Source organism: Streptococcus equinus, assembly GCF_049393805.1.
Taxonomy (GTDB): Bacteria; Bacillota; Bacilli; order Lactobacillales; family Streptococcaceae; genus Streptococcus; species Streptococcus equinus.
Map to the genome: position 1 here is coordinate 127,655 of NZ_CP185763.1, position 13,229 is coordinate 140,883.

14 protein-coding genes and 1 pseudogene are annotated in these 13,229 nt (G+C 36.0%); 2 read left to right on the forward strand and 13 right to left on the reverse strand.

The features are described 5' to 3' along the window. Window position 1 precedes the first annotated feature (1 nt). The 7 genes from ACN0NP_RS00610 to ACN0NP_RS00640 form a co-directional block, all read right to left on the reverse strand. Window positions 2-679 carry an amino acid ABC transporter permease gene (locus ACN0NP_RS00610; protein ID WP_014334857.1) on the reverse strand — a complete coding sequence of 226 codons (678 nt, stop codon included), beginning with the start codon at window positions 677-679 and terminating at the stop codon, window positions 2-4. Beyond that, window positions 639-1,322, reverse strand: coding sequence for an amino acid ABC transporter permease (locus ACN0NP_RS00615; RefSeq protein ID WP_288275257.1), 684 nt, complete (start codon window positions 1,320-1,322; stop codon window positions 639-641). Before ACN0NP_RS00615 ends, ACN0NP_RS00610 begins: the two co-directional genes overlap by 41 nt. Window positions 1,323-1,542: 220 nt before the next feature. Further along, window positions 1,543-2,301: an amino acid ABC transporter ATP-binding protein gene (locus ACN0NP_RS00620; protein WP_423217337.1), complete on the reverse strand. Its 759-nt coding sequence runs from the start codon at window positions 2,299-2,301 to the stop codon at window positions 1,543-1,545. Window positions 2,302-2,321: 20 nt separating this feature from the next. Continuing rightward, window positions 2,322-3,002 carry an amino acid ABC transporter permease gene (locus ACN0NP_RS00625; RefSeq protein ID WP_024343976.1) on the reverse strand — a complete coding sequence of 227 codons (681 nt, stop codon included), beginning with the start codon at window positions 3,000-3,002 and terminating at the stop codon, window positions 2,322-2,324. 10 nt (window positions 3,003-3,012) lie between these two features. After that, on the reverse strand, window positions 3,013-3,705 hold the full coding sequence (locus tag ACN0NP_RS00630; protein ID WP_024343975.1) for an amino acid ABC transporter permease: 693 nt from the start codon (window positions 3,703-3,705) through the stop codon (window positions 3,013-3,015). 9 nt (window positions 3,706-3,714) lie between these two features. Continuing rightward, window positions 3,715-4,593 carry a transporter substrate-binding domain-containing protein gene (locus tag ACN0NP_RS00635; RefSeq protein ID WP_423217338.1) on the reverse strand — a complete coding sequence of 293 codons (879 nt, stop codon included), beginning with the start codon at window positions 4,591-4,593 and terminating at the stop codon, window positions 3,715-3,717. 51 nt (window positions 4,594-4,644) lie between these two features. Then, window positions 4,645-5,649, reverse strand: a complete 1,005-nt coding sequence (locus tag ACN0NP_RS00640; RefSeq protein ID WP_423217665.1) for a uroporphyrinogen decarboxylase family protein — start codon at window positions 5,647-5,649, stop codon at window positions 4,645-4,647. Window positions 5,650-6,231: 582 nt separating this feature from the next. Between ACN0NP_RS00640 and ACN0NP_RS00645 the strand changes: the two genes are divergently transcribed. Then, window positions 6,232-7,146, forward strand: a complete 915-nt coding sequence (locus tag ACN0NP_RS00645) for a LysR family transcriptional regulator (protein WP_045797835.1) — start codon at window positions 6,232-6,234, stop codon at window positions 7,144-7,146. A gap of 61 nt (window positions 7,147-7,207) precedes the next feature. Beyond that, complete coding sequence (locus tag ACN0NP_RS00650; protein ID WP_423217339.1) at window positions 7,208-8,053, forward strand: aldo/keto reductase; 846 nt, start codon at window positions 7,208-7,210, stop codon at window positions 8,051-8,053. Window positions 8,054-8,089: 36 nt separating this feature from the next. On the opposite strand, the gene ACN0NP_RS00655 is transcribed toward ACN0NP_RS00650, so the two are convergent. From ACN0NP_RS00655 to ACN0NP_RS00680, 6 genes and pseudogenes are all read right to left on the reverse strand, one after another. Beyond that, window positions 8,090-9,313: an ATP-binding protein gene (locus tag ACN0NP_RS00655; RefSeq protein ID WP_423217340.1), complete on the reverse strand. Its 1,224-nt coding sequence runs from the start codon at window positions 9,311-9,313 to the stop codon at window positions 8,090-8,092. A gap of 7 nt (window positions 9,314-9,320) precedes the next feature. After that, a complete protein-coding gene (locus tag ACN0NP_RS00660) occupies window positions 9,321-10,001 on the reverse strand; it encodes a response regulator transcription factor (protein WP_024343969.1) in 681 nt (226 codons plus the stop codon). A 15-nt stretch (window positions 10,002-10,016) separates the two neighbouring features. Further along, complete coding sequence (locus ACN0NP_RS00665) at window positions 10,017-10,634, reverse strand: GTP pyrophosphokinase (RefSeq protein WP_423217341.1); 618 nt, start codon at window positions 10,632-10,634, stop codon at window positions 10,017-10,019. A gap of 89 nt (window positions 10,635-10,723) precedes the next feature. After that, window positions 10,724-10,915: pseudogene (locus tag ACN0NP_RS00670) on the reverse strand (ABC transporter permease); the annotation flags it as partial. Beyond that, on the reverse strand, window positions 10,915-11,355 hold the full coding sequence (locus ACN0NP_RS00675; RefSeq protein ID WP_182001176.1) for a MarR family winged helix-turn-helix transcriptional regulator: 441 nt from the start codon (window positions 11,353-11,355) through the stop codon (window positions 10,915-10,917). The gene ACN0NP_RS00675 and the pseudogene ACN0NP_RS00670, both read right to left, overlap by 1 nt. A 2-nt stretch (window positions 11,356-11,357) precedes the next feature. Next, window positions 11,358-13,229 (reverse strand): hypothetical protein, encoded by a 1,872-nt coding sequence (locus ACN0NP_RS00680; protein ID WP_423217342.1) that lies wholly within the window; start codon window positions 13,227-13,229, stop codon window positions 11,358-11,360.

Here is a 13,229-nt window from a genome sequence, read left to right on the forward strand (position 1 = left end):
TTCACTCCTTCCAACGTTTTTCTAAATAAACTGACAATCTCGAGATTGGAAAACAAACAGCAAAATACATCATAAAGATTAAGCCATAAATCCAAATTGCGGTACTAGGTACCGTCAAACGATTAGCTTCAATAATCTCTTGACCAACTTTTACCACTTCGACAACACCAATCAAAACAATTAATGACGTTGTTTTAATCATTCGTGTCATTAGGTTAACCGCTTGGGGTAATAATTGTCGTAAAATTTGTGGCATAACAACGTAAATGAATAACTGTCGATTGTTTAATCCCAGAGCAAGACCACTTTCAATTTGGTGTTTTGGTAGTGATGTCAACGCTCCGCGAACAAGATCTCCCATCTCAGCTGTCCCCCACATTGAAAAGACAATAAGTGCTGCTACTTCACCAGATAAATTGAGATTAAAAGTTCTAGCTAAACCAAAATAAACAAGAAAGAGCAAGACTAATTGTGGCATGATTCGAATAAATTCTAGATAGATTTGTGAAATAAAGCGAATCACTCTAAAGCGTGAAATCATTATAAAACCAAATAAGAATCCTAAAACCACTGAAATAAGAATGGACACTAAGGAAATATTAATCGTAACTAACAGTCCTTTAAGGAGTCGCAAAAGATTATTTCCCTGAAACAGCACCTGGAGTCCTGAAACCTGCATGATGCAACCTCCTTTCTAGTACCCTTGCCAATAGTGAAATCGGTAAAAGAACAATCAAGTAAGCAACGACCAACATTAACAACGCCTCATCGGTCTCATAATACAGTCCAATCAAATCCTTAGCAATGTACATCAAATCAGCAAGTGCAACAATTGAAAAGACAGACGTCTCTTTGACAAGAAAGATGATATTAGCAACCAACGACGGAAGTGCAACTGCGATTGCTTGAGGAAGGATGACATAAAAAACATTCTGAAGATGTGATAATCCGATGCTCAAACCAACTTCATACTGTCTTTTGGACACTGCTTCCAACCCTGACCGAAATGACTCCGCCATGTAAGAACCACCTAAAAAGATTAGACCAACAATCGCACAAAGCTCCGATGGTAAAACCACTCCAACTTTAGGCAAGCCATAATAGAGAAAATAAAGCTGTATCAAAAGCGGCGTGTTACGAGACAATTCAATATAAATCTGGCAAATTTGACTTAAAATAGCTACATTGTAGTACTTAATCAAACTAATGAAAAAGCCTAAAATAATCGCTCCCAAGATGCCAAATAGAGCCAAACGAATCGTAAGCACCAAAGCTTGTTGATACAAGGGAATATTCTCATAAACAAAGCCCCAATCTAACATAATATCCCTCCAAACGTTATAAAGGTATTATAAAGAATTCTTCTATAGTCGTGTACTCTAAATATTTTATGCTGTGCCATAAATATTTTTTATAGCACAACACTTAAAAAGAAGCTGAAATGTATCAGCCTCCTTTTGTTTAGGTAATTAGTTCAATTGATAAAACCAGTCATAACATAGCTTTTTACTTCTTCTTTTTCAATAATCTCATAAGAGCCATCTATATCACTGGGTCAATATTTAATTCTGGAATAATTCGTGTCAAGAATTGTTTGGTACGTTCTTCTTTTGGTCGTGTGAAGAATTCTTTCGGGTCACCTTCTTCGATGATATGCCCACCTTCCATAAAAATAACGTGCGTTGCGACATCACGCGCAAAACTCATTTCGTGAGTAACTACCACCATTGTCACACCCTCTTTAGCAAGTTCTTTCATGACATCAAGCACATCACCGATTAATTCTGGATCGAGTGCAGACGTTGGTTCGTCAAAAAGAATAACCTCTGGTTTTACCGCAATAGCACGCGCGATTCCAATACGTTGTTGTTGACCACCTGATAATTGGCTTGGGTAAAAATCTCTTTTTTCTAACAATCCAACTTTTTTTAACGCACTCTCAGCAATCGGAATGGCTTCTGCTTTTGGAACTTTTCTTGCAATGACTAAGCCTTCTAAGATATTTTCAAGCGCTGTTTTGTTGGCAAATAAATTATAATTTTGAAAGACAAAGGCTGTTTTTTTGCGGATTTCAAGCACCTCTTTACGGTTAATTTTTGGCAAATCATATGTCTTTCCGTCCAACTCTAACAGACCTGAATCAGCTGCTTCAAGATGGTTTAACGTTCTCAAAAAAGTTGTCTTTCCTGACCCAGATGGCCCTAGAATAGCAACAACATCCCCTTTATTTACCGTCAAACTAATCCCATCTAAAACTTTCTTTTCTCCAAAAGATTTCTCAATATTTTTAACTGTTAGCATAACTTCTCCCATCTTTTCTCTCAACCAATCTGAGCACGTCTTTCCAACACTTTAAAAGCATATTGAATCAACCCACAAATCACAATATAAATCACAAAAATAACAAAGTAAGATTCAAAATAATGATAGCCGTATGCTGCCTCAACCTTAGCAATCGCCGTTATATCTTTTACTGTCATTACAAAAACAAGAGAGGTACCTTTAACTAGATTAATGACAAGATTGCAAAGATTAGGAAGAGCTTGCTTAATGGCTTGTGGAAAAATAATCCTCAAATAAGCTTGCTTTTTCGTAAGTCCTATAGCAAGTGCTGCTTCTAGTTGCCCTTTATTAACCGTCAAAAGACTCGAACGAATAATCTCTGAAAGACTGCCTGTTGTCATAAGCCCAAAAATAACAAACGCGTAATAAATAGGATTGATGTCAAAAACGTTAAAACCAGAAGCTTTCAATACTTGATTAATCAAACTTGGAAACAGACTGTAAAAAAATAAAATTAACAAAATCGGCGGCGTTGAGCGAATAAAAGCAAGATAAACCACTGAAAATCCCGTAACACCTTTTACTTTGTGAATACGCCCCAATGCTAGAAAAAGTGCCGGAAAAAAGCTGATAAGAATTGAAACAATCATAATTCCTAAAGTGACCGGAATTCCTGCAAGAGCCTTGATAAACGTTTCTGAAATATAAGAAAAATCCATAATCTCCTCCTTAGCCCTTTTCGGTATTCAATTCATTTTCAGTCACATGTGCAATAAAAGATAAGAAGAAGGCTAAAACCCAGTAAACAATAGCAACTGCCGTATAAGTTTCAAGAGAATAATTTCCCATGTTTCTTGAAATGATGAGATTTCCTTCTCCCATTAAATCAACTAAACCAATTGTATAAGCAAGTGCAATATCTTTTAAAAGATTAATAATAGCTGTCACAATATTTGGAAGTGCAATTCGAAACGCCTGTGGTAAAAGAATTCTAATAAAGGTTTGATATTCTGTCAGACCAATGCTAAGTCCAGCCTCTAATTGCCCCTTAGGTAGAGCTTGATAAGATGACTTAAAAACTTCAGAAATGCTTGCACCAAACAGCAAAGTCATTGCCAAAATGACAAATACCGCACGAGACCAGCCATTCACATCGATGCCAAGCCACCATTCAATAAAACGAGGTAAACCATAAAACACAAGAAAAATGAGAACAATCGGTGGCGTACATCTCAAAATAAAAACATAACCTTTTGCGATTTGAGAAAAGCTAGCTTCTCTCGATATTTGTGCATAAGCTAGTAAGAAACCTAATAAGCTTCCTAATAAAACAGTCACAACTAAAACCCAAAGAGTGAGAGGCAAAGCTGACAAGATTTCAGGAATAACTCTTATCACACGAGACGGTTCATAAGAAACCATAGGCACCTCCTAATCTGTTACATAACTAAAGACATCTTCTCCAAAGTATTTTTCTGAAAGTTTTGCAATCGTACCGTCTTCCTGCAATTCTTTAACTGCTTTGTCATACTCTTTTGCAAATGCTTTGTTAGTTGAATTTTTGTGAATCAACGGATAAGTTTCAATTCCCTTATATGGGAACCAAGTTAATTGATCAGCGTACTGATGATAAGCACCATCTTCTTTTTGAACGGCTTCTTCAAATGATAATTTAATTGAGAAATAAGCATCGTAACGACCTTCAAGAACCCAAGCATAAGCATCAGCAACAGAGAAACTTTCTGACTCAGTCAATTCAATCTGATTTTTAGCTTTCTTATTGTATTCTTGAATCACATTGTATTGAGCATTTTGAGGGGAAATTGGCACTAACTTACCACCGTTTTTTGCAAAAGAATCAATATCTTTGTATTTAGATTCGTCCTCCTTTCGAATAGCAAAGCCAATAACACTTGCACCGATAGCTTCATCAGGAATAATGAATTTTTGAGCACGTTCTTCAGTGTACCAAGCACCTTTGACACCAATGTCATATTTACCAGATTCAAGTCCAATCAACAAATCTTCATCACTTGTTCCAGTGTAATCGAATTTATAGTTTTTCAATTTTTCATCAACAGCTTTCAATACCGCAACTTCAAAACCATCGCTATCACCTTTTTCGTTGATATAATCATATGGAACATAGTTTTGCGTGTGAGCGACTTGCAAAGTTGTCACTTTTTCAGAGCTTTCTGATGAACTATCTGCACTTGCTGAATTTTTCCCTGTCAATTGACGTCCAACAATAGTTGCTGCAACAAGTGCTACGATAACGCTTCCTGAAATAATCCATTTTTTCTTACTCATATAACTCTCCTTTTTCTTTTTACCTAAAACTTTCCTTGATTTCTGAAATCTCTAAAATCCGACTGCTTCTTTGACCCAAGCAATGCGCTCAGCTTCAATGTCATTTGGCACTGTGCAGTCAGCTCCAATAACTACACCTTTTCGACCTGTTTCATCGAGAATTTCTCTAACTTTATTTTGAATCGCTTCTTTGCTGCCTCGATAAAGCAAGTCATTTTCAGTATTTCTAAATCCGCCAAGAACTGTCTTCCCGCCAAATAATTCACGACCTTCTGATAAGCTAACACCTTCCAATTCAACAGCCCAATTAATCACATCAGCAGGATAACCAGTGTAGTAAGAAATGTCATTTGTCGCACCTTCGTAACCGCAAATGTGAAGAATGTTTGTGCCACCTGAGCTAATAGCTCGATTCAAGATATGAAGTTCACCTGGCTTAATAACATGGTCATATTCCTTACGACTCAATCGTGAATCTTGCAAATTTTGAACACTGAGATAAATACCATCAACACCTGCTTCTTCAATCAAACGTTTCGTTAACAAGCCAATATCAAAAGCAATCACATCAAGAACTGTCTTTGTCAACTCAGCATCTTCTTTGATAAAATCTTCGATAATCGTATCACCATTACCACCTTTTCCTGCGAGATGCCATTTGAGATAAGTCGCTGGGGCAAAAATATTATAAAAAGAGGCAATATCTTCTGGAAAATCGTCACGGATTTTTTTTGCGAGCTCAATTTGCTTTTCAATCCATGGATGATTTTCACCGATTGATGTGATACCTTCGAGTTCTTTAATAGAAGTGATTCCTTCACGAATCTGTTCGTTTGGATAAGTGAAGAAACCATCGCTCATGATTTTGACAAAATCAGGATTAACGTCAGCGACAAATTTTTTGTGACCAGCAATATTTTTATTAAAAATTTCTGGATTAAAACCATCACTTCGTTCCTCATCAGTTGTAAAGTGATACCAGAAGCCGACTGGAACCTTGTCAACTGATTCATTTTTAAATGCCTGTAAAACCCATTCTCTTTTTGTTGTCATAATGTCATCTCCTTTGCAATTGGTATGGCAATTATACTATCACGCTTTAGAAAACTTGAAAAATCTATTTTATTTATGCTTGGTCATAAAGATTAGTTATGACCTTAAAAATTATGATGACACAAAAAAGAAGCTGAGCACTTTTATCCCAGCTTCCTTTACTCGTAAGGTAGATGTGTTAAATTTCTTAGACTATCTAAAAAAACAATATCTTCCTTTTCAATATGTGAAGAGATTTTATTAGTTTGATAGGCTTTGAAGGAAGAATATTTAAAAAATATTAGAAGAGATATGACAAGAACAATTGTAACAACGATTGAACTATTTCTTAAGCGCTTTTCTGTAAAGAGCATTAACACATCACCTCCGAGAAGCTTTCTAGGCTCATTGTAGCAAGCTTTCACACATTTGAAAAATCTTTATTTTTTATGGCTAGCCATAATATTGGTTAATGATTAGATTGTTTTATCACTGGCTATAGGATTTTTTTATCAAGACTTTAAATATTTTTATCAGAATATTGCTGATTTTTTAATTTAATTCAATTATAATAATATCAATTATTTCAAGAAGGGATGATGTTTTATGAATTTCCAACAATGTCGTTATGTCGAAGTCGTCGCTCGTGTGGGGTCTTTTAGTCAGGCTGCCAAGGAATTATATATGACTCAACCCAACTTGTCATGTTCTATCAAGGATTTGGAAAATGAACTTGGTGTTCAACTGTTTACTCGCTCAAACACTGGAACGCGTTTAACAGAGGACGGGCATGATTTTTTGAAATACGCCAAGCGTATCATTGGTGAGCTAGATTTGTTGCAACAACGCTATCATGACCAATTCAAAAAGAGCTTTACGGTTGCTTCTCATCACTATGACTTCTTATCAATTCCCCTTGCCAAAGTCGCTCAAGAATTCAAACATGACTACCAAGAATTTCAAACCATCGAAACAAGTACTAAAAAAATCTTAGACAGCGTAGCATCTTTTGAAGCTGATTTGGGAATTATTTACCTAGATGATGAAAATAAGCATATTTTAAAATCAGCTCTGGAGCACCATGAACTCGAGTTCACTTCACTTGGTGACTTTCCAACACGTATTTTTCTTAGACGGAATCACCCTTTGGCAAGTAAAACTGTCATTTCTGAAAGTGACTTGAAAGGTTATAATCAAATTCGTTTTCGTCAAGAACAGTCTGGGCTCAATTTTGACGAAGACGCACTTGAAATTCATGATAAGCAACATATTCTCTATAGCAATGACCGTGGAACTGTGATGAATTTATTGTGTGCAACCGATGCTTACGCTTCTGGTCTTGGAATTGTCAATAGCTTTGTTCGAAATCAAATTGTTCTTATTCCTCTAAAAAACAGTCCAAAGCACACGCTTGGTTATGTGACCAATAAGAAGAAAAAATTGGCGCCAATCAGCCAATATTTTATCAATGAAATCAAACTTAGCTTAAATGAATTCGCTGACCATAGCAACATAGTTTGAGACAAATTTTTTTACCATGAAAGCCTATTATGCTAGAATCAAGGAAAAAAGGAGAATTAGCATGGAATATAAAACTCTAAATAATGGTGTTGAAATTCCAAAATTGGGATTTGGTGTTTGGCAAATTTTCGACCAATCTGAATGTCAAAAATCTGTTGAAGATGCTCTTGAAGTCGGCTACCGTCTTATCGATACTGCTGCTCTTTACAAAAACGAAGAAGCAGTTGGTCAAGCTATCAAAGCTTCTGGTATCAAACGTGAAGATGTTTTCATCACAACAAAAGCGTGGATTAACCAGCTTGGCTACGATGAAACCAAAAAAGCATTTGAAACAAGTCTTAAAAAACTAGGAACAGATTATCTCGATCTTTATCTCATTCACCAACCTTATGGTGACACTCATGGTGCTTGGCGTGCAATGAATGAACTTTACAAAGAAGGTCGTATTCGTGCCATTGGAGTGTCAAACTTCTCAACTGGGCGCGTGACTGACTTTGCAATCAACACCGACATCGTTCCTGCACTAAATCAAATCGAACTTCACCCATACAAGCAACAAACCATTCTTCGTGCGACAAACCAAGAACTCGGTGTTGCTACCCAAGCTTGGAGTCCATTTAACCAAGGAAAAGATGATATTTTTAAAGACGCTACGCTCAATAGCATCGCTGAAAAATACGGCAAGTCTGTCGCTCAAATCATCCTTCGCTGGCAAATTCAAAACGACATTCTTACCATTCCAAAATCAGTTCACATCAACCGTATCAAAGAAAATTTTGACGTTTTTGATTTTGAACTTACCCAAAACGACCTTGATACCATCGCTAAACTTGACCGTTTTCCAAACAACTACGGACCAAACGAAAGTCTCGAACAAGTCAAACGACTTTCAGGATTTAGTGTTTGAGAACTAAAAACCAGCTAGTTTAACTAGCTGGTTATTTTATATGCTCACCACAAATGTAATGGTATCATCTTTATAGTTCACAGAGATATTTCCCTTAAAGAGTTTCACCATAGTTCGTGCCATAGAAAGTCCGATGCCGTAGCCAGATTTCTGGTTATTGTGCGACTCATCTTCACGGTAAAAGCGTTCGAAAAATTTGCTGTAATCAACGTCTTTGCCTTCAGCATAAGTGTTTGAAATTTCAAGTTTTGCTTTGGATAATCTGCCCTTACTCAAGACAACAGAAACTGTACCACCTGGGTCACAGTATTTATTGGCATTATCAACGAGAAGCGTAACCAACTCAAACAAAGACTTTTCTTCAGCCTTGATGTGAATATTTGGCTGAATGTCCATGACGAATTTCTTGCCATCTTTGATAACTGGTCCTTTGAAATCTTCTGCAGCATCTTCTGCAATCTCTGAAAAATTCAAATCCGTTAGCACAACTTCAGGCTGTTCTTCTAAACGCGCCATAGCAACCAAACCATTAATCAGACCAGTCATGCGCTGAATCTGGTCATTTGTACTTTTTGTCCACTCTGACTCACCATTCATCAGCTCAACAAGTTCATTATTAGCTGAAATGATGGCAAGAGGCGTCTTTAATTCGTGTCCGGCATTTGTGATGAAACGACGCTGCCTTTCATAATTTCTGATAAATGGCTTAATAACCTTACCAGAGACAATCGAAATCACCAAGACAAAGAAAATAAAACTAATTCCCGACATCCAAATTGACAAGTGCACTAAAGTCATGTTGTCATTAAATTGATTGGTCGAGTCAAGAACAACGATTGATTTTACCCCCTTGTCCTTTGTCACCAAATAAGAATAGGTGTGGTGATTGAACGAAAAATCATCTCTTGTGTTTCTAGACTTGCTCACCTTAACAAGAAACTCTTCTACTTGCTGGTCAGACAAATCTGAAATATTACTTGAATTCATGGAAATAATATTGCCATTTTGATTGATTTTCGCACTAAAATAACGGTATTGAAAGAGTGTATCTGTCGAAACGGTGTCACCAAGCTCACTTGTCGTCTTAGAAATACTTGGAAAACTACCACCATTATCTGCTAATAAATTCAAGATTTTATTAATCTCATCTACTGTCTGAACATGGCGTGCTGAATTTAAAACCCCAACAACCGAAAACAAGACAAGTAAAATCGCTAAAGAAGCAATTGTAATAAACCGTATCCGAAGTTTCCGAAACATATGCCACCTACAATTCTCTTAACTCGTAGTCTCCCATTTCCTCTCCTTCAATCACGAGATTTGCCCCAATAGCTTGAAGTTTCTGGCGAAGGTAGGAAACATATATAAAGACATAACCATTATCAATGTCAGGGTCATCCTTATCTGTTGCCCATACGTGATTAAAAATTTGGTCGGTTGATAATTTTTTCCCTGGGTTCAGCATGAAGAATTCAAGCATTTTTGCTTCTTTACCAGCTAATCGAATCGTATTTTGGCTAGCAAGTTCCTGCTCACCGACATTTAAAGTAACACTACCCAGTTTTAAAATATTTGAAGTGAAAGCTGTATCTACACGACGTGACATTGAACGAAGTCGCGCGAGCAATTCCTTCAACGAAAAAGGTTTTGTCAGATAGTCGTCAGCTCCTGCATCAAGCCCTGTCACACGGTCGTCGATTTCTGACATAGCTGTCAGCATAATGATATGAGCTTGATTGCCACTCTGGCGAATTTCCTGCACAGCCTCAATTCCAGACTTAATGGGCATCATGATATCCATGACCATGACGTCATATGCATTTTCATTTGCCTTATCAATCGCAGCTTGTCCATCATAAACAGAATCAACGTCATATCCTTCATGTGTCAACGCTGTTGTCAAAACACGATTCATCTGAACTTCATCTTCTGCAATCAAAACTTTCATCGTTTTCTCCTTAAGTTAATCACTTTCCTGAATCAAATTACGAATGGTTTGCATGGTCAAATCACACGATGCCAATTCATCTGCACAACGTTTTAACTCACGTACAATTCGTTTTGGGTCTTTGATGTCATGCTTGTATTTCATTTGATGTTCAAGACTCGCCCAAGAATCCATAGCAATCGTGCGAAGCTGAATTTCAATGAAGTATGAGCCTTGCTCATTCCCAAGACAGTCAGGATATGGTGTCACCACTTCTACAATCATGTGATATGAGCGGTAGCCGTTTGGTTTAGCATTTTTGATGTAGTCTTTTTCAGTAACCACTTTACAATCATCAAAACTGCGAATCAGTTCAACCAAGGTATAAATATCATCGACAAAGCCACAGACAATTCGAAGACCAATACTGTCACGAATTTCTTTTAAAGCTGACTCAGTAGTCACTGGAAGACTTTTTCGTTGGCATTTTTCAACCATACTCTCAGGCGTCTTCACACGCGCCACAAAATGCTCAAATAACTTATATCCTGTCGCCTGCTTCGCCTCTTTATTTTTTTCTTGAATACGCTCGCTAAAATCTTCTAAAATCAAAGGAAGGTACCCAGCATATTCTCCATAAATTGTATCTGTCATATTATTTCCTAACTAAGTGATATCTCAATTATAGCAAAATTCCTTAAAATAAAGATAAATCAAGCTATTGAGACAAATAAAAAGCCGGTCTAGCCAGCTTTTTCATTTTTAAATAATTCTTCAATCAAGTAGAAAAGTAAGTTAGCAAGTAAACTCAAACCAACTGCCAAAATAATACCCCAGAGGAGCTTAACTAGACTCATCGTTCGAAGTCCATCAAACAAAATAGTCCCAATTCCACCCGCATTAATTATTGCACCAATGGTTGCTATGGCAATAATCATCTTATCTGATGGTTTTCTAAAAGCCCTCTTAAATTTTCTGTAAACATCGCTGTCGCTGACAATAAAACTTCTTGTTGTTCTTTGCTTAAAGCTGCCATTGCTTGCGCTTCAAAGTTCGATAAAGGTTCCAACAATTCTGCAGCAAATTTTTCACCTTTTTCAGTCAAACGAACAATTTTTTTGCGACCATCTTTTTTAGAAGGCTCTAAATATAGAATATCCTTTTTGATGTAAGTTTTTACAATCGCTTGAATAACTTGTTTTGTTGAAAATGTTCTTTTTGCGATACTTTCTTGAGTCATACCGTGTGAATTGTGATAAATCCACATAAAAACTAATAATGACTTGCTGTTTAATCCATGTTTTTTAGCGTAATTTTCAAATAAAGCGTACTGTTCGTCACGTAAACGAGCGTATTTTTTTGCGTTACTAATCATCTTCACCTCCAAAGATTGATTTCGCGGTTAATTAAATTCGCGTAATACATTAGATCAATATTTTCAATCTGTAAATCATCGATTTCTTTAAGTATCAATCGACTATGTTCAACTTCATATAAAAATTTCTCTGATTTGATGTGATATTTTTCTAAAATGGCAGGCATTTGATAAAATGGTATCTTCTTACCTTCGAAATACTGTCGGTACTGCCAAGCATTTTTGACATCAACTGAAGCATAAAAAGCCTCTGCTGAGGTAACTTCAAGATAAGTCTCACCTTTGAATAAATACTGAAACTTTGCTTTTATTGGATAAATAGGAACCATGAAAAATTCTTTGATTGTATCAAGAGGTTTCTCTTCTAAAAAGAACTTTAGATACTTAAAAATAAGATTTTCATCAAAATCACCATTTTCAGTAATCATTTTTTGTAAGACCCAGTCAATAATCGGCGGAGTGTCCATGTTAGTCGTCACATCAGAACCTTCATGATGATTAAAAGATGCTCCCCTAAAAACGTGTTGCTTAGTCTTCATATCAAAGTAAGTATAATTATTGGTATCTTTAATGATTAAATTTTCAATAAAGCGATAGTCAAAATAAACATCCAACACACGAAGACACTCTTCAAATCGTTTCTGATTAAAATTTGTTATCTCAAAGAAAATGACTTCATTATTCAAGCTAATTGGAACCATTCCTTCATCAGTCAGTGTTTTTAGTAAACCAACCAACAAAAGATTATGAACCAACCGCATGCTGTAAGCATATCTTGGTGTGTGTAAATCATGTTCAAAAGGTGTATCCATACTTCCTTGAATGGGATACAACAATCGATTAAGTGCTAAACGATGCTCAGGCTCAGATTGCCATCTGCCCAATACCCGTGCTAACTGACGTTTAAAGTAAGAATCTTTTACCGTTTCTAACATGATATAAGATTGAATATGCGTCAAATCAAGACGAATAGCTCTTTCATATCTTTTGGTTTTAACTTGAGAGGACCATGATTTTTGAGGATTATAATTTTCAACATAAAAGCCAATTGGAGCTGATGCTCCTGATAATATCGTAAAATGCGAAAGTTGAGTTACGGCACCATTCTTTCCAAAAGTTTGTCGGATTGCTTTTTTAGGATTTTTGGATTGATAACAATCGTACAACTGTTTCAATTCTCCTTGTAAAAAATAGCAAAAAGGCTTGTATTTTTGGGGAATAAAAACTGAATAGGCATCCTGTAATTTTGATTTTGTATAAAATGATTCTGTCAGCTGCGCATCTGTCGTTGTTTCATTAACAGGAATATGAAAATTTCCCTTAAACGTTTCTAACAGATATCTTTTTTGTTGAAAAACTTCTTGAAAAGCTTTACTTCTAAAAATAATTTCTAAATGCGATAAATACTCTCTCTGATTTTTAGCAGGTGGCAGCAACGATTGAATTTCCAAGCGTTCAAATGAGTTATGATAAATTCTGCCATCAAAGGTTTCAATATCAAGCATCAACGGATGAGACAATAAGGCTAAATAGTCCTCATAAAAATTGACTTTTAGGTCTAACGTTTTAAGTGTATCATTCAGTCGCTTGGTTGGAGCCATATCAAAAGCATTCAACTCTTGAAGCTTTTGCAAGAAAATATCATTTGCAACTTTCTCTTTTAATAAAATAGTAATTAAAACAATCATTGGTTTTTCAATATGATTTCCTCGGTAAGAAATCTTGTAAAAAGTTTTATTTCTAACAATCCAATCTAGCTTCTCTTTAAATAATTTGCTGTCAGAAAAATAATCATAAACAGCGTATTTTCCTTGATACCAAAAATGTAATTTCAAAGAATCTTTAACAGTGAGTGAATAATAAATAAATTTCAT